This window comes from Streptomyces sp. NPDC001858 (assembly GCF_053594615.1).
The window spans coordinates 79,993-103,946 of the sequence record NZ_JBSFEV010000030.1 but is presented as its reverse complement, the minus strand read 5'-3'; the positions used below and the strand labels follow the sequence as shown (position 1 = coordinate 103,946).

Annotated in this window: 15 protein-coding genes; 6 read left to right on the top strand and 9 right to left on the bottom strand. The window is 71.2% G+C overall.

The window, feature by feature from the left end:
* Nucleotides 1-9: 9 nt before the first annotated feature.
* From ACWCPF_RS32810 to ACWCPF_RS32795, 4 genes are all read right to left on the bottom strand, one after another.
* Nucleotides 10-966, bottom strand: a complete 957-nt coding sequence (locus ACWCPF_RS32810; RefSeq protein WP_451048742.1) for an ABC transporter substrate-binding protein — start codon at nt 964-966, stop codon at nt 10-12.
* 66 nt (nt 967-1,032) lie between these two features.
* Entirely contained in the window at nt 1,033-1,854 is an 822-nt protein-coding gene (locus ACWCPF_RS32805) for an ABC transporter ATP-binding protein (RefSeq protein ID WP_451048741.1), read from the bottom strand.
* Nucleotides 1,847-2,584, bottom strand: coding sequence for an ABC transporter permease (locus tag ACWCPF_RS32800; protein WP_451048740.1), 738 nt, complete (start codon nt 2,582-2,584; stop codon nt 1,847-1,849). The genes ACWCPF_RS32805 and ACWCPF_RS32800 overlap by 8 nt, the downstream gene beginning before the upstream one ends.
* Nucleotides 2,585-2,685: 101 nt before the next feature.
* On the bottom strand, nt 2,686-3,447 hold the full coding sequence (locus ACWCPF_RS32795) for an ABC transporter permease (RefSeq protein WP_451048739.1): 762 nt from the start codon (nt 3,445-3,447) through the stop codon (nt 2,686-2,688).
* Nucleotides 3,448-3,953: 506 nt separating this feature from the next.
* On the opposite strand from ACWCPF_RS32795, the gene ACWCPF_RS32790 reads away from it, so the two are divergent.
* Both ACWCPF_RS32790 and ACWCPF_RS32785 read left to right on the top strand, forming a co-directional pair.
* Nucleotides 3,954-5,132, top strand: a complete 1,179-nt coding sequence (locus ACWCPF_RS32790) for an NAD(P)/FAD-dependent oxidoreductase (RefSeq protein WP_451048738.1) — start codon at nt 3,954-3,956, stop codon at nt 5,130-5,132.
* Nucleotides 5,133-5,203: 71 nt separating this feature from the next.
* The gene (locus ACWCPF_RS32785) at nt 5,204-6,097 is read left to right on the top strand and encodes an RNA polymerase sigma-70 factor (protein WP_451048737.1); all 894 of its coding nucleotides are present in this window, start codon (nt 5,204-5,206) and stop codon (nt 6,095-6,097) included.
* 76 nt (nt 6,098-6,173) lie between these two features.
* Here the strand turns inward: ACWCPF_RS32785 and ACWCPF_RS32780 are convergent, their stop codons facing one another.
* Nucleotides 6,174-7,067: a polysaccharide deacetylase family protein gene (locus ACWCPF_RS32780; protein WP_451048736.1), complete on the bottom strand. Its 894-nt coding sequence runs from the start codon at nt 7,065-7,067 to the stop codon at nt 6,174-6,176.
* Between the two features lie 262 nt (nt 7,068-7,329).
* On the opposite strand from ACWCPF_RS32780, the gene ACWCPF_RS32775 reads away from it, so the two are divergent.
* Nucleotides 7,330-8,079 (top strand): alpha/beta hydrolase, encoded by a 750-nt coding sequence (locus tag ACWCPF_RS32775; protein ID WP_451048735.1) that lies wholly within the window; start codon nt 7,330-7,332, stop codon nt 8,077-8,079.
* 262 nt (nt 8,080-8,341) lie between these two features.
* The gene (locus ACWCPF_RS32770; protein ID WP_451048734.1) at nt 8,342-11,431 is read left to right on the top strand and encodes a hypothetical protein; all 3,090 of its coding nucleotides are present in this window, start codon (nt 8,342-8,344) and stop codon (nt 11,429-11,431) included.
* Nucleotides 11,432-11,498: 67 nt separating this feature from the next.
* Here ACWCPF_RS32770 and ACWCPF_RS32765 read toward each other — a convergent pair whose 3' ends face one another.
* Nucleotides 11,499-12,560 (bottom strand): tetratricopeptide repeat protein, encoded by a 1,062-nt coding sequence (locus ACWCPF_RS32765; RefSeq protein WP_451048733.1) that lies wholly within the window; start codon nt 12,558-12,560, stop codon nt 11,499-11,501.
* A 141-nt stretch (nt 12,561-12,701) separates the two neighbouring features.
* On the bottom strand, nt 12,702-16,109 hold the full coding sequence (locus ACWCPF_RS32760) for a CHAT domain-containing protein (RefSeq protein WP_451048732.1): 3,408 nt from the start codon (nt 16,107-16,109) through the stop codon (nt 12,702-12,704).
* A gap of 80 nt (nt 16,110-16,189) precedes the next feature.
* On the opposite strand from ACWCPF_RS32760, the gene ACWCPF_RS32755 reads away from it, so the two are divergent.
* Nucleotides 16,190-16,639: a hypothetical protein gene (locus ACWCPF_RS32755; protein ID WP_451048731.1), complete on the top strand. Its 450-nt coding sequence runs from the start codon at nt 16,190-16,192 to the stop codon at nt 16,637-16,639.
* Nucleotides 16,636-17,550 (top strand): hypothetical protein, encoded by a 915-nt coding sequence (locus tag ACWCPF_RS32750; protein ID WP_451048730.1) that lies wholly within the window; start codon nt 16,636-16,638, stop codon nt 17,548-17,550. Before ACWCPF_RS32755 ends, ACWCPF_RS32750 begins: the two co-directional genes overlap by 4 nt.
* Before the next feature lie 81 nt (nt 17,551-17,631).
* Here ACWCPF_RS32750 and ACWCPF_RS32745 read toward each other — a convergent pair whose 3' ends face one another.
* Nucleotides 17,632-21,354: a S8 family serine peptidase gene (locus ACWCPF_RS32745; protein ID WP_451048729.1), complete on the bottom strand. Its 3,723-nt coding sequence runs from the start codon at nt 21,352-21,354 to the stop codon at nt 17,632-17,634.
* A 467-nt stretch (nt 21,355-21,821) separates the two neighbouring features.
* Nucleotides 21,822-22,631, bottom strand: a complete 810-nt coding sequence (locus ACWCPF_RS32740) for an alpha/beta fold hydrolase (protein ID WP_451048728.1) — start codon at nt 22,629-22,631, stop codon at nt 21,822-21,824.
* Nucleotides 22,632-23,954 lie beyond the last annotated feature (1,323 nt).

The window sequence follows — 23,954 nt, the reverse complement described above, 5'->3', positions numbered from 1 at the left end:
GCAGCGGGGCTACCTGATGAAGAGTTCGTCCAGATCGACGTCGTTCTTGATGACTTTCAGGTCTTTCATGGTCGTGAGGTACGTCTGGAAGTTTTCGCGGTCCGTCGCGGCCGAGAAGTGCGGCATCAGGAGCTGTTTGCTCTGCTGCTCGGATGTTTTCGTGTACGTGGTGATGGCCTTTCGGACTTCGGTGTCGTGGGTGGCGGCGTATTCGTTGGACTTCTTCAGCGCCCGTGTGAACTTGTCGACCGTTGCCTTGTTCCCTGCCAGGTACGAGGCGGAGGTGATCCACATGGTCTGCACGGTTTCCGGTTCGAAGCCGGAGCCGTTGGACAGGACGCTGCGGTCTCCCTTCTGCAGTGCTGCCGACAGGAAGGGTTCCGCCAGGTCGGCGGCGTCGACCTGGCCCTTGGCGAGCGCGTCGGCCATGGCCGAGAACGGCGTCTCCACGAACTTGATCGTGTCCGTGTCCACGCCGATCTTCCGCGCCGAGACGATGAAGCTCAGGTGTGGCAGCTGGTAGAGGGTGTCCACGGCGACTTTCTTGCCCTCGAAGTCCTTGGCGGAGCGGATCGAGGAGTCTTTCGGTACGACGACCTGGATGTGCACCTTGTCGTTGTCGCGGGCGAACTTGCCGGCCGGGCCCACGATCCGCACCGGAAGGCCGTTGGAGGCGCCGACGAGGACGGCGGGCACGTTGGTGAAGCCGAACTGCGCGTCGCCGCTGACGACGGCGGCCTGTGTCGAGGCGGGCGGAGTGTCCTTGAGCTTCACGTCCAGGCCCTCGGAGCGGAAGAAGCCCTTCTCGACGCCCAGTACCAAGGAGGCGGAGTTGGAAACCGCCGCGTTGGCGACAGTGATCTTCGTGAGGCCTCCGGAGGACGAGGAGGAGGTGGGCGAGTCGTCACCGCACGCGGCGACGAGCAGCAGGGGAAGGGCGAGTAACGCGGGCAGGAACCGTTTCACGAGTGCCTCCTAGGGACCCGGGCGGGGCGGTTCAGCCGGGTCAGAAGTGGGAGCGCGGGTGGACGTTCATCCCGCCGTTCCGATGAGTCCGAAGATCTCCTTGCGGTACTGCTGGAACTCCGGGAGGGCCCGTGTCTCCACCTGATCGCGGGGCCGATCGAGGTCCACCGTCACGGTGCGCAGCACACGGCTGGGACGGCGCGACAGGACCAGCACCCGGTCCGCCATGAAGATCGCCTCGTCGATGTCGTGGGTGACGAGCAGGACGGTCCAGCCGAACTCACGCCACAGATCCAGGACCATGGACTCCAGTTGGGCACGGGTCTGCGCGTCCACGGAGGCGAAGGGCTCGTCCATCAGCAGATACGACGGCCGGGAGGCGATGGCCCGGGCGATCGCCACGCGCTGCTGCATGCCCCCGGACAACTGCCACGGATAGTGGTCCGCGAACTCGGTGAGCCCGACGTGCCCCAGAGAGTCGGCCGCCCGGGCGGCGCGCTCCCGGCGGTGCAGGGCATGCAGCCCGAACTCGACGTTGCGGCGCACGGAGAGCCAGGGGAACAGGCTGCGCGTGTACTCCTGGAAGACCACGGCGAGGGAATGCTGTACGTCTTGCACGGCCCGCCCGTCCAGCCGGATCGCGCCGGAGGACGGCTTGTCGAGTCCGGCGAGACAGCGCAGCAGTGTCGTCTTGCCGCATCCGGAGGGGCCGACCAGCACCACGAACTCACCCCGGGCGGCGCTGAACGTCAGGTCGGCGATCGCCTCGGTGCCGGTGCCGGTGCCGGACGAGCGGGATGCGGCGTACACCTTCGCCAGCCGGTCCACCTCCAGCACAGTGCGCCCGGACGCCGCCCCGGTGTCCCGGGCTAAGTCCCCCTCAGCCACGGCCGATTCCCTTCTGCCCCTCGTACCAGGCCAGCACGTGGTACTCGACAACGCTGAACAGCAGGGTGAACAGGCCACCGAGCAGGCCCAGGACGAGGACGCCGGCGTACATGTCCTGGAAGGCGTACGCCCGTTGGGCCTGCAGCACGAAGAAGCCCAGACCACTCGTCGAGGCGACCATCTCACTGATCACCATCATGATCAGTGAGATGCCGAGGGCGATCCGCAGCCCCGCGAAGACCTGCGGCAGACAGGCCGGCCAGATCACCCGGCTCACCACCCGCCACCGTCCGACGTGCGCCGCACGCGCCGCGTCCACGAAGCCCGCGTCGACCGTCCGAGCCCCGTCCATGGTGTTGAGCAGGACGGGCCACACGGCTCCGAGCGCGATCAGGCCCACCCGCGTACCGGAGTTCGGGCCGAAGGCGAGCACGGCGACGGGGAGCACGGCGGGGAGAGGAACGGCCCTGAGGAACTCCAGGACCGGGCGTACCCACGGGTCGAGTGCACGGAAGTGGCCGAGCAGCAGGCCGGCGGCGACGCCGAGCGACGATCCGATGAAGAAGCCGACCACGGTACGAGCGACCGACGGCAGCACGTCCCGGCGCAGACCGGGGCCGGAGACGAGGTCCCAGGCTCCGCGGGCGGCGACGGAGAAGGGCTCCAGGAACATGACGGAGCCCGATCGCCCCACCGCCTCCCACATCCCCAGTACCGCGAGGGTGGTCACCACGCCGACGGCCCGACGAGCCCGGCGGACTCGGCGGGACTGGCGGGTCCGGCGGGACCGGCAGGTCTGGCGGCTCCGGCGGGACCGGCCCTGGACGCGGCTCACCGGTCGCCTCCCACCGTGATGGCGCGCCAGCGGACGGTCAGGCGGTCGGCCGCGAGCACGGCGGCGTTCACGAGATACCCGATCGTCCCGGCGGCGACGATCCCCGCGTACGCCTCGGGCATGTCGCCGACCTGCTGGTGCAGGTCGACATAGTGCCCCAGGCCGGTACCGGAGGCGACCAGTTCGCTGACCACGGTGACGACCACCGCGATGGAGGCGGCCAGCCGCAGTCCTGTGAAGACGGCCGGCAATGCGCCGGGCAGGACGACCCGCCGGACGAGAGCGAGTCGGCGCAGTCCCAGGATCCGCCCGCTGTCGAGGTGGAGAGGATCCACGTTCCGCACGCCGTAACGCGTGTTGAACACCACCGGCCACACCGAGGCGAAGCTGATGAGGAAGGTCTGCATGCGCAGCCCGAGTCCCAGCAGCACGATGGCCACCGGTACCAGCGCCACCGCCGGAATCGGCCGAAGGAAGTTGAAGAGCGGCCCGGTGGCCGCATCCGCCCACCGCGAGAGTCCCACCAGCGTGCCGAGCAGTACGCCGATCGACGCCGCGGTGGCGAAGCCGACGGCCCACGCGTACGCGGTCTGCGCCGCGGCCGTGGCAAGCGGACCCTCGCCGATCTCGTGGAACAGCGCGGACGAGATCGCGCGTACGGACGGAGCGTTGGCCTCCGGCAGAACCGAGGTGGCGCGCAGGATCTCCCAGACGCAGACGGCCCCGACAACACCCGCGATCCCCTTGGCAGCCCGCACCGGTCTGTGCCACCACGCACCGGCGGCACGCGCGGCACCCGTCGTGTCTTCGACACGCCGAATCGACCGACTCGCGGAGTGGGAGTCGGATCCGGAGCCGCGCACCGCAGTCATGTCCGCGTCCACCGCCCCCCTACCGACGTACCTGCGACGGTAGTGTCTAGCCGTGTCCATGCTCAATCCCATGGACGGAGATCAAATCCCCTGCCCAGTAGGGAGGTTGGGGAAGATGGTCGGCATCCGGACACGGCCTGCATCTGATCCAGCGGTGGTTCCTCGCATCCGGTTGCCGCCCGTGTCCGCCTGCGACCACCCTCAGGCCTGCTTTCTGAAATTCTCCGCGGGCGGCCCGGTACCGCGAGGAAACCGACGGGGTTCTTGCCAGCGCGCCGACAGCGAGCATTGCGTGATGTGGCTCACACTAGCGACCTGTCACGTCCAGTGCGGGGTGCTTGTCCCATGGCCGTCACCGGCACCGAAGCCGGTGCCCGACCTTGGGAGATCCGATGAACAACGGCCACCGCATCGTCATCCTAGGAGCCGGCTACACGGGCTTGTTCAGCGCCATCCGGCTGGCCCACCGCACTCGCCGGACCGACGTGACGATCACCCTGGTCAACCCTTCTAGCCGGTTCGTCGAGCGGCTGCGGATGCACCAGATCGCCGCCGGTCAGGAGCTGGCCGACCATCAGATCCCCGACCTGCTCGCCGGGACCGGCGTCATGTTCGTCCAGGGCGCCGCCACCGCCATCGACCCCGAGGCCCGGCAGATCACCGTCGACGGTACCGAGACCCTCGGGTACGACACACTGGTCTACGCGCTGGGCAGCTCGACCGACACCGGCCAGGTCCCCGGCGCCGACACCCACGCGTTCACCCTCAACAACCCTGCGGTCGCCGGTCGGTTCGCCACGCGCCTCACCGAGATCGCCGCGTCCGGCGGCGCGGTCACCGTCTGCGGCGGCGGCCTGACCGGCATCGAGGCGGCCACCGAGATCGCCGAGAGCCACCCCGCCCTGAACGTCACGCTGATCAGCCTGGACGAGCCCGGCGGCATGATGGGTCCCAAGGCCCGCGCCTACCTCCACGGCGCGCTGGACCGCCTCGGCGTCACTCTCGAGACCGGCACGCGCGTCACCAAAGTGCTGCCCGACGCCGTCGAACTGGCCGACGGCCGGCTCGCCCGCTCCGACGCCTGCCTGTGGACCACCGGCGTCAAGGTGTCGCCGCTCGCCGCCGACGCCGGGATCGCCACCGACGCCCGCGGCCTCATCCTGGTCGACGCCACCCTGCGTTCGGTCTCCCACCCGGAGATCCACGCCATCGGCGACGCCGCCGCCGTCCGGCTGGCCTGGGGACAGCTCCACGGCACCTGCCAGAGCGGCCTGCCCACCGCCCAGTACACCGCCGACACGATCGCGCGGCTCGTGCGCGGCAAGGCCGTCAAGCCGTTCCGCTTCGGCTACTTCCACCAGCCGGTCAGTCTCGGCCGCCGTGATGCCGTCATCCAGTTCACCAGGGCCGACGAGACCCCCCGCCGCATGCACCTCACCGGCCGGAGCGCCGTCGCGTACAAGGAGACGGTCAGCGGCAGCCCGCTCACGACCTACCGATTCAGCAAGCGCGTGAACGTCACCACCATCGTCTCCAGGGGCGGCCGCGCCACCCGCAGGCCCGCGGCATGAAGGGCGCATCGGCTCCCAGCGCCGTGATCTCGGGCCTTGCCCCCCGGTTTCGGCGCTGGCAGCATGAGCCGATGGTCGACGCCAGGGACGAGCCGGACCCGTACTTCGAACATCGCAGGCTTCTGTTCGCCACCGCGTACCGCATGCTGGGCAGCGTCACCGACGCCGAGGACGTCCTCCAGGACGCCTGGCTGAGCTGGAGCGCAGTGGACCACGACTCGGTCCGCCACCCCAAGGCCTACCTGGTGCGGACGGTCACCAACCTCTCGCTGAACCGCCTCACCTCCGTACGGGCAACCCGCGAGACCTACGTCGGCCCGTGGCTCCCCGAGCCGCTGCTGACCTCCCCCGACATCGCCGCGGATGCCGAACTGACCGACAGCGTCTCCACCGCGATGCTGGTCGTCCTGGAGACCCTCAGCCCCGTCGAACGCGCCGTCTTCCTGCTCCGCGAGGTCTTCGGCTACTCGCACGCCGAGATCGCCGAAACCCTCGAACGCGCCGAGCCGACGGTCCGCCAGATCGCCCACCGCGCACGCGCGCACGTCCAGGCCCGCCGCCCCCGCTTCGACGCCGACCAGACCCGGCGCCGGCAGGTCACCGCCCAGTTCATGAAGGCCTGCGCGGGCGGCGACCTGAACGCCGTGATGGAGCTGCTCGCCCCCGAGGTCACCGCCTGGTCCGACGGCGGCGGCAAGGTCACCGCGGCCCGCCGCCCGCTCCACGGCGCCGACCGCGTCGCGCGCTGGCTCGTGGGCTTCCTGGCCAAGCCCGAACTGGCAGCCCTGACCATGGAAGCGGTCGTCATCAACGGCGAACTCGGCGTCCTGGCCGCCCTCGACGGCCACACGGTCGGCGCGCTCTCCTTCGACCTCGCCGACGGCCGCATCCAGAACCTGCGCTTCCAGGTCAACCCCGAAAAGCTCAGCGGCCTGACCACCGACAACAGCTTGGCGCTGCCCTGAAGCGTTCAGTCCGTGGCAAGGTCAGAAGGCAGCAGGCGGATGAGTGACGTCCGTGGAGTAGTGGTCCGGTCCCGTCTCAGCGAAGGGTGGGCCCGCCGCGATACACCGCTCCGGGCACCGGCTCGGCGGGGTGCAGGAGTTCGGAGACCGTGACGAAGGTGTAACCGCGCTTCTTCAGCTCGGCGATGATGCCGGGTACGGCGGGCACGGTGCCGTCGTAGATGTCGTGCAGCAGGATGATTCCGTCCCGGCCGGCCTGGTCGAGGGTGCGCTTCGTGATCAGGGCGGAGTCGGTGGTCGAGTAGTCCTTCGCGGTCGTGGTCCACAGCACCTGGGAGAGGCCGAGCTCCTTGGTGACGGCGGCGACGTTCTCGTTGGTGCGGCCCTGCGGCGGGCGCATCAGGGTGGGCTTCTCGCCGGTGATCTCGGCTATCGCGTCCTGAGTGCGGGTCAGTTCGTCGCGTATCGCGTCCTTGCCGAGAGTGTCGAGCCGCGGGTGGGACCAGGTGTGGTTGGCCACCTCATGGCCCTCGTCGGCGAGACGGCGGACGGTCTGCGGGTACTTGAGCACGTGGTTCTTGCCCAGCAGGAAGAAGGTGGCGTGGACCTTCTCCCTCTTGAGGATGTCGAGGAGCTCGGGGGTGTCCTTCCCGGGGCCGGCGTCGAATGTGAGGGCGATGCACTTGGCCTTCGCGCAGTCGACGGGCGGCTTGGTGGGGCCCGGGTCGGGTGCGGCGGAGGCGGGCTTTCCGTCCCCTCCCGTGGAGCTGGGCTCCTTGGTGCCTCCGGTGGAGGCCGCGGTGTCCTTCGGGGCGACTGCGCGGGCCTCGGAGTCGGAGGTGGAGTCGGCCGAGCAGCCCGTGAGGCCGAGGGCGGCAAGCGACATCACGGCGAGTGCGGAGGCGATCCCGGGCCGGATCCGGCTCGTTCTCCTGGGCGTGGCGCTCGTGGTGCCGGGTGCTGCGGGCATGACGGTGTCCCCCTCCGTGGTGGCTTCGCGCCGGTGGTGTGGGCGCGCAACGGGGTGCGGCGAGTGCCGCGACCGTTCGGTCGTGCGCGCAGACGCGACTATACACAGCACGTATACGCATGGTGCATAGAGGGGTCCCGGGCAGGCTCAGGGCACTCCTGGCCCAGCTGCCTGATGATGTCCGGCGGGAGGCGTGGCAGTGGCGTCACGCCTCCCGATCGACCTCGCAGCGCAGAAGCCACGACGTGAGTGAATAGAGGGCATGCTCTTCGACTTCACGCACGACCACGACGGTGAACGACTCAGCGGTGTGTACGGCGGTGATCCGTCCGGGGTCACCGCCGTGGTGCTGCATGGCGCAGGCACCAGCAGCACGGAGCGATTGCTTCCGCTGGTGCGGGAGTTCGTGACCCTCGATTGCCGAGGGGTCGCCTTGGACTTCTCCGGGCACGGCGAAAGCACCGGCAAACTGCGCGAGTTGAGCCTGCGGCGACGGTTCGAGCAGGCCGTCGCGGTGATCAATGCGTACGCGGGGGCGGACGGGCCGCTGGTCCTGGTGGGGTTCAGCATGAGCGGGCAGACGGTGGCGGATCTCGTCCGGCATTACGGGGATCGGGTGGCGGCGCTGGGGCTGTGCGCGCCCGCCGTGTACGCGGCCGAAGCGTGGGACGTGCCCTTCGGGGACGGGAACGGCCGGTTCAGCGAGATCATCCGGCAACCGGACAGCTGGCGGCAGGCGCCCGCGCTTCAGATGCTGCGGGCCTACGAGGGCCGGGCGGTGCTCGTCGTGCCGGGCACGGACGCGGTGATTCCGTCGGCGGTGACCGAGGCCGTACAGGATGCGCTGGCCGCGCGCGCCCAGTACACGCGGTTCGACCTCACGGACGCGCAGCACCAGCTGGGCCTGTGGTTCCGCGATCATGACGAGGACCGGCGGGAGTTCGTGGAGGCCGTGCTGACCGGCGTCGACGACCGTGGCTGGACGGCCACGCGCGCGTGGGTGGCCAAGTAACCCGGCCCCGGCCGCTCGGTCGCCGACGGGCGCCTGCTGTCCGGTGGCTGAAGCTCCCAGCTGCGCCGACTCACGCTCGACGACGGCACGGACCTGGTGCGACCGCCCAACCCTGTCCGCCGCGACCCGCCGCCGTACGAAGGGCTGCGGCAGGGCCGTCACCTGCGCGCGGGCGCGGTTGCCCGGAAGGGCGGCGGTTTCTGCCCGAACGGGGCGATACGGGGGACGTCCGGCCCTTGTCGTCGGCGCCTATCGTGTTGCCGTGCCGAGCAGCCACGAGGTAGAGGGTGAGCACGGTCGGAGCCCGCGGGCCGGGCGGTCGGCCGACGGCGGCAGGCTGGTGCGGGATGGTGCCTGCGGGGCGTCCGGGACGGGAGCGCCGGTCGCGCGGCCGGCGGTCGGCGCGGCCGGGGCCATGCCGGTGGAGGTGCTGCGGCTGCAGGCGCTGGCCGGGAACCGGGCCGTCAGTGCCCGGTACGCGGCTGCGCCGGCCCCGGCCCAGGGAGCCGTGTCCGGTGCCGGGCCGGTAGTGCAGCGCGATGTTGCGCCCGGTCGTGTCGATGACGCGGTGCAGGACCTCTACGGCCTGCTCGTGGGCTACCGGGGCAGCAGCGAGCGGGTGCTGCGGGCCATCTTGATGCAGAAGGACCACCGCTCGGAGCTGGCGCCCAAGTACCGGGAGAAGTTCAGCCGCAGCCTTGACGACGACCTGCGGGCGCTGCCGGCGGACGACGCGGTCCGCGCCCGGTGCTACCTGGAGTTCGGCACGCTGCGTCCGGCCGACAAGATCTTCCTGGCGGTCCACGGCAAACTCACCGACCAGACCGCGGTACGCCGGATCGCGCCGGAGATCGCCCGCGACCGGGCGGCCAATGAGCGGGAGTTCGCCGACAGCTACGGCGCCCAGTACCCGGCCGACGCCACCCTGCCCGACGGCAGCAGCAGCCGGATCGGCGGGGCACTGATGGCCGAGATGCTCGCCGCGACGTTCGCCGAGCGGTTCCGGACGGCCGCCGTACTGGCGTACGGCGCCCCTCGCGCCGCCGACGACGTGAAGATCGCCACGGTCCAGGCCACCAGCGACGCGGGCCTTCTCTTCGACGCCCTCCAGCGCGAGGACGCGACGAAGATCTGCAAGGATTTCGAGGCCTCGTACCACGAGCCGCTCAAGCAGTACCTCGCGCGCGAGACCTCGCTGCACACCAAGGCCCGCGCCCTGATGCTCATCGACGGCACGGTCGCCCCCGCGGACCGGCTGATCGAGACCGTCCGCATCGCCACCGCCGGCTACACCACGGCGGACGCGGACTTCATCTTCGATGCCGTCAGCCACGCCGACGACGCGCAGCTCGCCGCCTTCCGCAAGGCGATGGAGGCCAAGGACCCACGGCTGCGGAGCATCGACGACACCTTCGGCGGCATGAACGCGGAGCAGCGCGACCGGTTCAACGCCCTGGTCGGGGTCGGCGACAACACCGGCATCCTCGGCGATCCCCTGGTACGGCGGCTGCGCGCGGAGGGGGGCAACGGCGGCGATGGCGTCTTCGACGTGCTGAAGAACTCCACCGGCGCCGCGTACACCGCGTACCGGGAGGCGTACGGCGACACCCGGAGCCCGCTCAACCGGTACGTCAGCCAGTTCGCCGGCAACTCCCAGAAGGGCTGGCTGGCCAGTTATGTCTTCGCCGACCTGCCCGCCCGGCTCGACTACGCCATGGCCAACCCCGGCATGGACGACTACCTCGTCTTCCTGGTCACGTCCTTCGCCGACGCGGGCACCCGGCGCGGCCTGGCCACCGACGCCGCGTTCGGGGCGAAGCTGGCGCGGCAGCCGACCGCCACCCGGAACAAGGTGCTGCTGGTCCTCGAACCCGGCGGCCTGACGCCGCAGGAACGCGCGGTGTGGCTGGACGCCGCGGTCGCCCGGGAGTCGGGCAGCGGCGTCGGGGCGCTCACCGGCAGCGCCGAGACGCTGGGCGACGAGAACCGGGAACTCCAGGTGGCCAAGGAGCGCTTCACCGCCGGCGGGCGGAAGCCCACCCCGGAGGAGGAGGCCGAGCTGGACCGGCTGGCCGGCCGCACCCAGGACGCGCTCACCGCGTTCGTCGCCTACCGCGACGAACTGGAGGCCGCGGTGTCCACCGCGGTGGACATGGCCGTCGGCCTGCTGGTCGGGGTGGCGACCGGTGGCGTCGGCGGCATCGAGATGATCCTGCTCGCCGCCGCCCGCGCCGCCGCCGCGAACGCGCTGGCCCGGGTCGTCTCGCAGAAGCTGGTCCGCGGCGACCGGTTCGACGTGGTCGGCGCCGACGGCGCGGCCGCCTTCGTCACCGGCGCCGTCGACGGCATGCTCAACGTCGTCGGCCCGGCGGTCGGCAAGGGCCTGCGGGCCGCGCCGGAACTCGCCGAGGCCGCGGCGGACGCGGCCCGTACCGCCGCCCCGAACGCCTTCCGCGGCTTCGCCTCCGGCACCGGCGCCAGGATGGCCGAGGGCGCGGCGGTGGGCGGGCTGAGCAGCGCGGTCGACGCCGCGGCCCACGACCAGACCTGGTCCGACGGCTTCGACCGCGGTATGCGACGCATGCTCACCCAGGCAGCTGCCGGAGCGGCCACCGGCGCCGCGGTGAACGCCGTCCCGCCCGCGCTCGGCGCGCTGATGGCCGGCGCGGGTACGGTCCAGGCGTTCGAGGCCGTCATCGACGCGCTGCCGGACGCCGCCTCCGCGCTGGAGAAGGTCACCCTGCGACCCGCCGACGCGGCCGGGGCCGCCCCGGCACCGTCCGTGCAGCCGGTGGTCCAGCGGGCCGACAACTACGGCAAGGAGTTCGAGAGCTTCGTCGACACCCGACTCTGGACGACTGGACTCCCCCCGGACGTCCCGCCCATGACCTGGGTCGTCCCGGGCGCCCACAACCACCTCGACAACGGCATCGACCGGATCGGCGTCGTCATCACCGGCGACAGCATCGACGTCTACCACTTCGAAATGAAGTGGCGCAATCCAGCACTTCCCGGACAGTCCCCGCCCAAGGTGAAGCTCAACAAGCCCAGCCTCGGCACCCAGGCCGGCCCCGCCTGGACCACCGGCGCCGTGGAAAGCCTCTGCGAGAGCGGCCACCCCAGCGCCGTCGCCACCCGCGACTCGCTGCGCGCCATGCTCGCCCAGGCCCGCGGCACCGCGCCCGGCGCCGTCAGCGAGCTCGAGGTCAAAGCCTTCCTGCGGGCCCACATCAACCCGACACGGGTCGTGGTCGTCCCCTCGCACGTCGACACCCGGCGGCTGTGGAAGCAGTTGGCCGGCCTCATGCGCTGGGGCGTCGACGCACGGCTGGTGAAGGTACCGGTGCCGTAGCAGCCGCGCTGCCGACTCCCCGGTCAACGGCCCCATCGGTGACGTCGGCGCGCATGCTCCGGGTCCGCTACAAGGTCGGATTCTCCCGCAGCCAGTCGAGGCGTTCGACGGCCTTTCGGGTCAGGGGATGGTGCGGACCGAAGACACGGGTGTAGTCGTCGCGGCAGCGGGCGAGGAGTTGCGCGGCCTCGGCGCGCTCGCCGTTGTCGATCAGAACGTTGGCCAGGTTGTCGCGGGAGTGCACGGTTTCCGGGTGGCCGTCCCCGTGTTTCCTGGCCGTGGCCGCGAGGATCTCGCGCAGCATCGCCGCTGCCTCTGCGTACCGTTGTTGGGCGTGCAGGACGGCCGCGAGGTTGTTGCACGTGGCGAGCGCCTCCGGGTGGTCCGCGCCGTTGGCCCGCCGCTGGGCGGCGAGGACGTCCCGCATCACCACCTCGGCCTCGTCGAGGCGGCCCAGCCGGCACAGGGCGGCGCCCAGGTTGGCCCGAGCGGCGAGCCCGACGGAGCCGTCCTGTTCGTTGCCGTGCTCCAGGCGGACGATGAGTTCACGCAGGGCCGGTTCGGCCTCGTCCCATCGGTCGGCCTTGCCCAGTGCGGCGGCATGGCGCCCAGCGTCCGCCAGCACCGCCGGGTCGTCCGGTCCGAGGAGGCGGGTCCTGCGCTCCAGCACGTCCCGGTGGAGCGCGACGGCCTCCGCCTCACGGCGCAGGTCCTCCAAGACCCTCGCCAGACCGTTCGCGGCGTCCAGCGTCTGCGGGTGGTCGAGCCCGAGCAGTTCGCCCCGGCTGGTCCACACGCTGCGCCAGATCTCCTCCGCCTTCACGAAGTCGCCCATGTCCCGGACGAGGTCGGCCAGATCGGCGGCGGTCGTCAGGGTGTCCTCATGGACGAAGCCGAGCTCCTCGGCCTGGAGGCGGACCAGATCCATGAACCGGTCACGGGCCTCTTCGCGGCGGCCCTCCATGCCCGCCAGCACCCGCGTGTACTGCCGGAAAGCCAGCAGGGTCTCGGGGTGGCGGGGCCCCAGGCGTTCATAGGCGGCGTTGGCCTTCATCCCGAAGAACTCGTGCGGCGGGATGGCGACCCGGACGATCTCCTCCTCCTGCCCGTCCTCTCCTCCCAAGGTCATGACCAGTTCCGCGAACGGGGGCGGGGACGGGGAGGGAAGCGGGGGCGGAGGCGGGGACGGCTCGTTCCGCCCCGCGTCGTCGTCCCGCTTCCTGCGCCATTTGAGGGCCATGTCGCGGCCAGCTCCTTCCCGGTGGGATCGTCAGGCTCCGGAGTGCACATGCGCGGCCCACAGGCTGGGGCTGCCCCGGAACGTGGTCCGGCACTGCCGGACCGCCCGGTGGAGTGCGAAAGCCGCCTGGTCGGCGTCGAGCCCCGAGGACCCGGCGGCTCTGTCACCGCGCAACTGGCGGTAGAGAATCCTGGCCACCCGTCCCGCCACCGCGTCGTGCACCGGCCACAGGGTGCCGATCGCGTGCGGGTAGCCGGCGACCTGGAAGGCGGAGGTGATGTGGATGGACTCGTCCGCGAGCCGCCCGGAGCCCCGCGCGGTCTCGCAGGCGGACAGTACGGCGAGCCGGGCGTCCGGCAGTTCCAGACGCGAGATGTGATGGACGGTCAGGGGATGCTGCTGGTGGTCGTGGACCAGGAGACGGGCGTGGGACGGGGCGTCCGGATCGCTCACTCCGTGGCAGGCGAAATGCACGTACGGATACGCGGGCAGCGCGCGCAGGACATGGGCGAATGTCGCCTGCGGACCGGAGACGACCTCCGTGGGCAGCAGCGCGCTCAGCTCCTTCACCTCCCGGCGGACGCCGCCGAGCGCGCGGGTTCCGGGGGCGTCGGGCACGACCACGGCGAGCAGATCGCCGGCGGGCTCGGGGCCCGCCGCGCGCTGTCGTGCGTAGGCCAGCGCGCGGACGGTCGGCGTGTACGACGAGACCACCAGGTCGAGAACGGTCCGCGCCCGGCGACCGGGTGGCTCGCCGTGATATCCGGCCGCGTGCAGCGGCAGCGCGGCCAGCGCGCCGACCGGCGACCACCACAGCCGGGGCCCGTCACCGTCGGCCGGCGGGCCGAGCAGCCCGAGCCGGCCGAGGACCGGTTCGGCCACCCGGTCCCAGGTCCAGGCGAGCACCCCCTCGACCGCCTGCTGGGCGCTGCGTTCCCCGGTCGGCGAGGCCGCGGCGGCGAGCGCCTCGTCGAGCCGCGTCACCTGTTCCGCCACCGCCGCGGGGCTCACCCGTGGCAGCGGCACCGACCGCATGCCTTCCGGGAGCAGGATCAGCGCGTCGCTGCGGTAGACACTGGAGTACGCCACCACCACGGGACCGTCTGCGGCGCACGCCAGGATCTCCTCGTACGTCGGGGCGCCGAGAAACTCCTCGAAACCCGGCAGCGCGCGGATCTCGCCGACCAGACGCTCCCACCGGGCCGCGAGGGTGTGCAGCGCGTCGGAGTCGTGACCGGCGGCCTCCTGCTCGGTGATCCCCGGGTCCAGCGCGTCGATGTGGTCGCGCAACTGGACGAAGACCGCGGCGAGCTCCGGGTGCGCGGCGCGCAGCCGCTCCAGTTCGGCGCGCGCGGCGATCGTCCGGCCGAGCAGGACACCGCGCCCCTGTTCGAGGAGCAGCATCGCGTGGTCCAGCCGGCCCAGCTGCACGGCGCACGCGGCGGCGTCGGCGGCCAGCCCCTGGACACCGGTGAGCCGGTGTTCCTGGTCGCCTCGCCGCAGCCGTCTGGTGATGGTGAACGGCAGCAGGGCGAGGGCCAGTTCGAACCCGGCGAGGGCCTCCTCCCAGCGGCCTGCCTCACCGGCGGCTGCGCCCCAGTCACAGGCCGCGGCGACGCGGGACGCGGCCGGGAGGGATTCGATCGCGGCGACTTGCCGGTACGCGTCCTCGGAGGCGCGCAGGACAGCCGGGTCGCCGCCGGCCTCGTACAGCCTGCGGAGCGAGGAGGCGTACGACTGGAGGAAGTTGGCGGTGTGGGCGGCGCCCGGGGGCGATGCGTAGACCGCGCGGCCGAGCGTGGCCACCGCCCGGTTCAGCAGTGTCTCGTCCTCGGTCACCCGGGCCAGGGTGAGCTGTGTGAGCCCGAGGTTGTGCAGGTAACTCGCGTGCTCCGGTTCGCCGTAGGGCGTCTCCGCCACGGCGCGGACGAGGATGGCGATGGACTCGTCCAGGTCTGCCGGGTCGCCCTCGGAACGGTAGCGCTGGTGCAGGGCGTTGCCGAGGTGGTTCAGGCGCTTGGCGAGGTCGGTGCTGCCCTCGTGGGTCCGGGCCAGGACCTGCCGCGCCGCTGTCACGGCCTCGGCGGCGGCGTCGGCGTCCGCGGTCCGGTCGTACCAGGTCTGGAGGATGACGCCGAGGCTCTCGAGCCTGGTGTCGGAGTGCGGGGTCGACCGCGAGGAGCGCAGAGCCAGCCGGGCCAGGTCGGCGGCCTCCCGCAGGGTCGTGAGGTCGCCGACCTGGCGATAGCGCTCGCGCAGGACGAGGGCCAGGTTCGCGACGCGGCCGAAGTGGCTCGGATCGTCGGCGGACTGCTCCGTGACGGCTTCGCGCAGGTGGCGCACGGCCTCGTCGAGGAGCGTCACGTCGCCGGTGCGTTCGCCGAGCCGGAACAGGGCGTTGCCGAGGCTGTTCAGCCGGGCCGGACGGGTCGGATCGGCCCGGCTCGTGGTCTCCACGGATTCGCGCAGCGCCTCGACCGACTCGTGCAGCAGGCCGGTCCCCTCGGTGTACTCGGCCGCCATCCGCAGCGCCACGCCCAGCGCCGCCAGGGCGCGCGGACGCTCGGGATGCCCTGCCGGCGTCGCCGCGTGGGCCGCCCGGGCCGCGGCGACCATCGCCTCGATGTCGGTCGCCGCCGAGGTCAGGCCCGCCGTCCTGCGCAGCGCCTCGGCGAAATGAAGCAGGACCGGCGTCCGGCGGGACGAGCCGGGAGGCGTCGCCGCCAGGACCGACCGCAGCAGCTCTACGGCTTCGTACGCGGCGGACGGTGTTCCGTGGTCCTCGAAGGCGCGGCCGAGGACCCCCGCCAGGTTGTTCCGGGTGGCGAGGATGTCCGCCGCGTTCTGCGGTTCCTCGTCGACCAGCAGGTTCAGGGCGTGCCGCAGCAGCCGCTCCGCCTGCGCCAGGTCGGCCGCGCTGCCCGTCTCCGCCAGCATCAGGCCGAGGGTGTCGAAGGTCAGTGCCGGTTGCTCCGTACCGTCCGCAGGCATCCCGGCGGCTCGCCGCAGCACCGAGATCGCCGCATCCCTGTCCGCGTGGTCGCGGTCGAGGCGGAAACGGTCCGCGAGCATGCACCCCAGGAGACGCACATCCTGCTCGTGGGGAGCGCTCCCGGCCGCCAGCAGCTGCCCCAGGTCGATCGCGTCGTCCAGGTCGGGCCGTTGATGGAAGGACTGCCAGCGCATCACCAGCGTGGAGCGCAGGGCCTCCCGCCAGAACCTCCGTACCCGTTCCGCCGCGGGCGCCTCGCCCAGTGCCGCCCGGCACAGCTCGACGGCGGCGTCCAGCGGAGCGCGCTCGCCCGTGCGGTGGAACTGTCCGATCAGCGCGGCCACCCTCCGGGTGGAGTCCTCAGCCGTTCCGTACGCCTCCGACATCACCGGCCCCCGTGTGTCTCGCTGCCGGCTCTCGACCATGCGCAACAGCGGGAACTCCAAAACCCGATTCTACCCAAGTAGCCCATTCGGCAAGCTCGTTATGCTGGGAGCGCGGTCGGCTGATCGAAGGAGGTGCGGCAGTGAGCAGACTCGGCGACGGGGACGGGAGCGGCAGAACCACCGCGGCGACCGACGGGCCGGGGCACGAACGGCTGGCGGCGCTCTGCCACCGGCTGACGTCTGCACCGGGTATGCCGGACCTCGGCGCGGAGGGAGACCGCCTGGTCGAGCACATCATCTCCCGCGTGCGCGACGGCTGTTCCCCCGCGGAGGTCGAGGACGCCTTCGACGAACTGGAGGACCGGCTCCTCGCCGCCGGGTACAGCGCGGGCCTCGGTTCCTACCGTACGGACACCCCGCCCGCCTACCAGAGTTTCCCCGGCGCCGGACCCGGCCGTCCCTCGCTCTACGTCCTCGCCTGCCCGCGCGGCCGCTGTGCCCGCGTCGAGGCGCCGACGCCCGAGGACGGCGAACCGTCGGCCTGCCGCGTCTTCGGCGGACCACTGCGCGAGATCGGGCTGCGCCCGTGAGCGCGTTCCTCAACGCGCTCAGCGGGAGACTCGCCGAACGCTGGCTGGCGCTCCTGACGATCCCCGGCCTGGTGTACCTCGTGTCGCTGGCCACGGCGGTCACCCTGGGCCAGAGCCACTGGCACGACTTCGGGCGGCTGCGGACGCGGCTGGACTCCCTGGCGGCCTCCCCCGGCGCCCACAGCGCGGGCGCCCTCGCGGTGGCTGCGGTCGCCGTGCTGGCCGGGGCCGCGATGGCCGGTACCGTCGCGCAGGCCGCCGGGGCCCTGATCGAGAAGGTCTGGCTCGTGGAGGCGCGCGGACCGCTGACCCGCCGCCTGACCGAGCGCCGGCTGCGCCGCTGGCAGACGGCTGACGCCGAGTACCGTGCGGCCCTGATGGCCGCGGGCCGCGCCCGCATCGGCAGCCCGGCCGCGGCCGACACCGCCGCCCTCACGGAACAGGCGGAACTGCGCTACGCCGTCCGCAACCGGATCTCCCTCGTCCCTCCCCGGCACCCGTTCTGGACCGGTGACAGGATCACCGGCCCGGACCGCCGTGTCTGGCGCGCCTATCGCCTGGATCTGACCCTCTCCTGGCCGCACCTGTGGCTCCTCGCCCCCGACACCACCCGGACCGAGCTGACCACCGCACGCACGGCCTTGACCTCGGCGGCCCGCCTCACGGCCTGGGGCCTGGCGTACCTCTTGCTGTCCGTCTGGTGGTGGCCGGCGGCACTGGTCGGCGCGGCGACGGTGGCGACGGGCGTGGCACGCGGTCGCACGGCGACCACCTCGTTCGCGGAACTGGCCGAGGCACTCGCCGACTTGCACGGCAGGGACCTGGCGGTGGCGCTGGGCGTGGAGTGCGAGGGGCGCCTCACCGAGACGGTGGGAGAGAGGGTGACACGGCTGCTGAGCAAGCCGGACTGACGGAGCGCCGAACCATCGAGACCGGCCGCTCCAGCTGGTGTCGGTCCGGTGCCGCGGTTCCCCGGGGCACCGGACCGTTCGTCACCTCAGGCCGTAGGCCCGGGTGACGGTCTGGGTGATCGAGCCTCCCGTCTCGTCCTTGGCGGTGGTGCGCAGCGAGACGAAGGACGCCGAGCGGGGCGCGTCCAGGTCGGCCTTCCAGACGCCACCGCGGTGCACGGTCTTCTGCCGGTGCCAGGTGGCTCCGTCGTCGTAGGAGATCTCAAGGCGCAGGGAGGACACGTCGGTCCGCGGGGCGCCGGCCACCGAGGGGGTGAGCGTGAGGTCCGCGTTGCGGCGGGCCCTGCCCTCGTCGTCGAGATCGACCCGGTAGTCGAGCTGCACCAGCGGAACGGCCTTGCCGTCGGCCGCCTCGGAAACGAAGCGCCACTCGGTGCGCGTGGAGGTGGAGTAGCGGCTGAACGAGGGGTTGTCGTTGGCGGCTTCGGTCACGAGCCGATACGGCAACGGCTCCGGGGACAGGTCCCAGGCGTAGCCGTAGTCGTACGTCGACTCGCCGACCAGCGTGTCGCCCTGGTAGAGCGCCGTCCGCTGGGACAGGCCCTGGCCGTAGGTTCCGTCGCCGGAGTGCGCTGTTCCGTTGCTTCCCCAGGCACGTGTCTTGAATTCGATGTAGCCGGTCTGGCGTACCGGGAGATCCTTGCCGAGCAGGCGGGGACGCATGATCGGCGTGAGCCACTTCTCCTCATGGGTTCCGGGAGAGCGATACGAGACCGGTTCGGACGTCTCGGTCACCACGCCCGGGACGGACACGTTCTGCTGCCATGCGAAGTCGCCGTCCGTGGACACCCAGTCCGTCCGCTCTCCGCGCGCCACGGGCTCGGCGGGGAAGCTCCGGACGTAGCCGAAGGCGTAGGGCGGAGCGTCCGACCGGGTCTCCATGGCTTGGGTCTGCTCCCCCTCGCCCCGCCCGAGGGTGACGTTCACCTGTGCCAGGTTCCGGGAGTCGGCCCGGTAGGTGACGTCCTGGGGAATGCCGCCGGTGTGGTGGCTGACGAGGTCGTACAGGTATGACGGGACGGGGTGTGCCGTCGTTCGCAGGCGCACCTTGCGGGTGGGCGATGCGGAGAGTTCGGCGATCAGCGCCTCACCCTCGTCCCGGTTCACCGATGCGACCGCCACCGGCCCGAGGGATCCGTCGGGGTTGCCGTACCAGTGGTTGCTGCGCGCCGATTGCTCGTTGACGACGAGGAGCAATTTCACGCCGGCGGCGTGGGCGGCCTGGGCGCGCTGAGACGGGGAGACGGCGGCGCTCCAGCGCACCACGGCGGCCTTGCCCTTGGCGGACAGGCGGGCGTACTCCGCCGCCGTACCCGTGCCCGCGAAGACGGCGTCCAGCTTCGCCGTCCCATCGGGAAGGGGCTTGGCGCCGTTCTGAACGATGACGTCCAGGTCGGCACCGTCATGGGAGACCGTGAGCGGGGTCTGCGGGGCCCGCCACCTCGTGGTGAAGTCGAAGCCGCCGACCTTGGCCTTCTCCGGCGACGGCTGCACCCAGAGGCTGTCGTAGTAGGAGGTGTCGAATTCGATGCTGTCGACCCAGTCGTTCAGGTTCCCTTCGGGGCGTGCGGCGTCGAACGAGCGCCAATACTCGACCCTGGTGTTCGTCGGCATGCTCGGCTTGGGCGTCACTGCCCGCATCTGGCGTGCCTGGGTCGCGTCGAACATGACCGTCCGATCAGCCGTCAGCTCGACTTCCGGGTCGCCCAGCACGGCCAGTCCCTGGGAGTGCTGTCCATGCGCCCCACGGACAGCCCGGTACATCATCGCGGAGTAGGTGTCGCCGGGCAGACGCAGGGTCAGCCGCCCGGAATCGGGCACCGGGAGCAACCGGACCTCGTGATCCTTGGTGCCCCTGAGCATGACCCAGCCGCTGAGGGGCACGCCGTCACGGTCCTTCGCCACGAAGGTCATGTCATGGCGTTCGGGTTCGGTCCGGGTGTGCAGGACGGTGTGCGCCGCCACCGCGCCGGCGGCGTCCCGTGCGACGACCTGTCCGGTGTAGCCGCCGACGGCCAGGCCGCGGGTGTCGACGACGAGGTTCACCGACGAGCTGCCGCGCGCCGGTACGGTGACCTGGTCGGCGCCCAGGGTGAACACGGTGTCGGGGCTCTGCCCCCGGTCCAGCGTGAGCCGCAGGGTCACCGGGCTGTCGCCGTGGTTGGTGTAGGTGACACGGCGTTCGACGGGCTGCGGGTCACGCGAGAACTTGATCAGGCCGGTGTCGACCGCGCCCGTGGCGACGATCTGCGTGCCGAAGGCGGCGGAGGCGTCGACTCGTCCGGTGCCGCCGCGGTAGGCGGGGGTGTCCGGCATCGACTTGCTGGTGCTCATCAGAGCGTCCTTGAGCTGCTGCCCCGTCCAGTCGGGGTGCTTCTGCGCGAGCAGCGCGGCGACGCCGGCGACGTGCGGCGTGGCCATGGACGTCCCGGAGTAGGTCACGTAGGGGCCCTCGCCCTGCGCGTACTGCGAGCGGGCGGCCAGCACCCGCACGCCGGGGGCGGTCACGTCGGGCTTGAGTCCCTCGTCGCCCTCCCGCGGGCCGCTGCTGGAGAAGCCGGCGATCTGGTCGGCGGAGTCCACCGCGCCGACGGTCAGCGCGGCGGCTGCCGTTCCGGGTGCGTTCACGGTGTACGGGCCGGGCCCGGAGTTGCCCGCGGCGATGACGAAGAGCGCACCCGTTTCCGCGCTGAGGGCGTTGACGCTCCGGCTCGTGAGATCGTCCTGGGTGTGCGCGAACTGACTGCCCAGGCTCATGCTGATGATCCTGGCGTGCTCGGTCCTGGACGCCCACTCCATGGCGGCGATGATCCCGGACGTGGCACCGGCTCCATTGCTGTTGAGGACCTTGCCGATGACCAGGTCCGCCCCCGGTGCGACGCCCTTCTCCTTGCCGTCCGAGGCCGCGCCGGTGCCGGCGATGGTCGAGGCGACGTGGGTGCCGTGCCCGTTCACGTCGTCGATGTCCTCGTCGGCTATGAAGCTCCGGCTGCTGACGACGCGCTTCTCCAGATCCGGGTGGCCGCCGTCGATGCCTGTGTCGAGTACGGCCACCTTCACGCCGGTGCCGATGGCGCCCTGGTTCCAGACCTGCGGCGCGCCGATCTGGGCCGTGCTGTCCGCGAGGGTCGCCTTGAGTTTGGCGTCCAGCCAGATCTTGTCGATCCCTGCGGGTAAGGCCGGCTGTTCGGCGCCCTTCCGGGCTGCCGCGCCCTCCGCCGCGACCAGCGTGTCCCACAGGCTCGCCGTCTCGGCGTGGTCCACGACGACCGCCTCGGCGCGAACCGATGTCAGTTGGCGCTTGACGGTGACGCCGGGCAGGTCCGCTTCGGCGAGCCGCGACGCGCCCGCGTCGCGGGTGCGGGTGACGAGCAGCGGCAGTCCGGCCGTGTGCTCGTCGTCGTATCCCTGGGCGACGAGGGCGGTGACGTTGAAGAGTTGCTTGTCGAGAAGCCCCTGAGCGACATAGGCGTCGGCGTCGTCGGGATACACGTAGGTGCCGGACGCGTCGGTCGTGGTCCGTACCGAGCCGGTGGCGCCCGCGCGGCGATGCACCGTCACGGCCGCAGGCGCCCCGTTCGTCCCGGGGGTGACGGTCACCTTGTCGCCGGTGATCAACGTGACGGTCCGCGTGGACGGGGCATCGCTTGCCGTCGTCGCGACCATCGGTCGATCGGTCGGCACCGCTTGAGCGGCGGGCGACAGGACACCGCTCAGCACCACGACGGCGGAGCCCAGAGCCATCACACCGTGTCTTCGAGCAGCGGAATGCTGCACTGTTCCTCCTAGAAGATGTGTTCGACCGAATGTGATCATGCTCGGTCGACGCCCAGCAAGAGGGCATGTGATCGGAGAGGGACACGGAGGGACACGTGTAACACCGCACGCCGTGAAGCCCGTTGAGGTACCGAGGCAAGCGTCCGTGCACGACGCGCATTCACTCCCCGCCGCCGAGACCGCCGCTCCTCCTGGATTCCTGCCGCGGTGAGGTGGAGTCACTGTTCGTGTCGGATGGCGATGCGAGCGGCGTGAGTTCACTGAAGTCCTTCTGCGCCGCGCTCAGCACGTGGGACGGGAACGCGTCGGCTCACTTCACCAGGGCGAAGAGCTCCGCACGGGCTTCGGTGACTCACTCACCCTGCCAGGACGCTCAACTCACCATCACGGCAACAAAATCAACCCGACGGAACCGCGGAGTGAACGGTCGTGCGTCAGGAGGAGTCGGTCGACAACGCACCGAGAACGGCCGCGAGGCCATGCGGGTCGCGGCGGGCGATGTTGTGACCAACGGGAATCTCGTGAACCCGCCAGCCCGAGTCGTTGCGCAGCCGTTCGGTCAGGGTGACGAACGGGCTACCTGCCCACGCGCCACCGCTGATGAACGTCCGGCCGAGGGCGCGGCTGGGGTTGCCTCCCAGCCTGATCGACTGGATGAAGCTCGCCATGGGATGCGGTCGCGCGCGACGGTCGAGCCCGTCAGGGACTGCAACCCATCGACCGTCGGCGCGGGCGCCCGCAATGAACAACTCCCGGAAGCTGTCGCTGGTCAAAGACCAACACGAATCCCCGTCGTCCGGGACGTAGGCGTCGATGAAGACAAGCTGATCGAGGCGGTCGCTGAGCCGATCCGCGACGCCTGCGATCACCATTCCGCCGTAGCTGTGCCCGCACAGTGCCAGGGGCGTTTCGTCGTTCCGGCCGATGATCTCGGCCACCTGGTCAATATGAGTGTCGAGGTTCGGCGGACGGTCCACATCGACTGCGCCGTCCAACTCCAGCCCTGCCAGGGTCACCGCCTCGACGTGGTGACCGTCTCGGTGCAGCTCGGCAGCCACCGAGTCGAAGACCCATCCACCTTGCCAGCCACCCGGCACCATGACGAACTTCACCGCGTCATCGTAGGTCAAACAGAACCCGACGAGGCCGGCTGGCCGCCAATCGCACGCCTCGGCAACGCTCGGGCTGGCAGCGGCCAACCGCCGGGCGAATCCGACGTGGGCGATGTACTCGTCCTTACGCAAGGCCGTCGGATCCGCTCACGCCTGGGTATCGCACACTGCGCCTCACACGGTCTGCTCGACGTCGAACCGGTTGAGGCCTCGAGCCAAGGCGTGCCACGTGACAGCGGCCTGCGCGGCCTGGGCGGCCTGGGCGGCTTCGAGCCAGAGATGCCGTTGCCCTTGCGCTCCTCGTGATCGCTCAGCTGGTGAAGGGCGTCCCCGCGCAGAGTTGGCCACACGCTGACGTTCAACTGGCGTTTCCCACGGCTCGGGGCTTGCATCGGCACGCGGTTCGGGGTCTGGCTGCGCGGTCTCCCCGGCGGTCCGCGGAACGATCGTTTCCAGGGTTGGAACAGTGGGCTTTGTGGCCAGGAGGCCGGAGGACCTCACGGTGGGTGTCTCCGGTGCCTTCGGTGTGACTGCTACGGATGGTGTAGCCATGAGCTCGTGGTCTGCGCGTGTGGTCCAGAAGCGGTGGGTCTTGTTGGGGTTGCGGAACTGGACCGGCACGGTGGCGCCAGCCGCGGTATCGCGGACCAGGTCGTCGAGGACAGGCGAATGCCCAGTGCAAACTTTGACGTGTGCACGAGCCGCCCCCATCCACCGCATCCAACCGCCCAACCCGGGCGCTCCTGGGACGGAGTTGAACCCGGCGCACGACGACCGGACCACCCACTACTGGGAGGGCCCGGCATCCGCCCCGGCCCACAGGTCGCGCGCCTAGGGCCTGTCCGGCCGATCAAGTCGCAGGAAAGCAACGGCACATATCAGCACCGGTGAGCGGGGTGTGGTGCGTGCAGCTGCAAGGCGGAGGAGGGCGTCGACGCGGAGCGTCGGCAACCGACGACAACGCCGCAGATGTGCGTGCCACACCCCGCGTCTGCGGCATGATCGGCCGGACAGGCCCTAGGCCTGCACCCTGTCTCGACGACGTCGCTGATGTCACTCAGCACACCCTGCAGCCCTCCTCGGCGCCCACGCCGACCTCGCCCTGCAGGAGCACGCCCCGGGCCACGACACCACGGTCGTCGGCCCCACCTCGATCCCGTGAGCCTGAGCACGGAACCCTCACCCAGCGCCGGTGCCTCAGCCAGAGGCAACTGACCGAGCAGCCGACCTCGGTCGGCCTGCGCCTCCGACAGGGCGGCCACGTCCGGCCCCTAGCGAAGACCGGACAGTCCCAGTGTGCCGGGACCACGACGAGCGTGAGGCACACCTCAGCGCCGTGGACGCACGCGGTGTCGAAGAGGGGCGGGCCCCGCTACCGACCTCGTGCAAGCATCGGGAACGAGCCAGAGCAATTCACCGCCGTAGCCGGCCCCGGCCGCCGACTGGGCCCTGGCT

What these genes read in the sequence shown, in the direction of transcription:
- ACWCPF_RS32790 (WP_451048738.1), top strand. Translation starts at nt 3,954, where the DNA reads ATGAACAACGGCCACCGCATCGTCATCCTAGGAGCCGGCTACACGGGC.
- ACWCPF_RS32785 (WP_451048737.1), top strand. Translation starts at nt 5,204, where the DNA reads ATGGTCGACGCCAGGGACGAGCCGGACCCGTACTTCGAACATCGCAGG.
- ACWCPF_RS32780 (WP_451048736.1), bottom strand. Translation starts at nt 7,067, where the DNA reads ATGCCCGCAGCACCCGGCACCACGAGCGCCACGCCCAGGAGAACGAGC.
- ACWCPF_RS32775 (WP_451048735.1), top strand. Translation starts at nt 7,330, where the DNA reads ATGCTCTTCGACTTCACGCACGACCACGACGGTGAACGACTCAGCGGT.
- ACWCPF_RS32765 (WP_451048733.1), bottom strand. Translation starts at nt 12,560, where the DNA reads ATGACCTTGGGAGGAGAGGACGGGCAGGAGGAGGAGATCGTCCGGGTC.
- ACWCPF_RS32745 (WP_451048729.1), bottom strand. Translation starts at nt 21,354, where the DNA reads ATGGCTCTGGGCTCCGCCGTCGTGGTGCTGAGCGGTGTCCTGTCGCCC.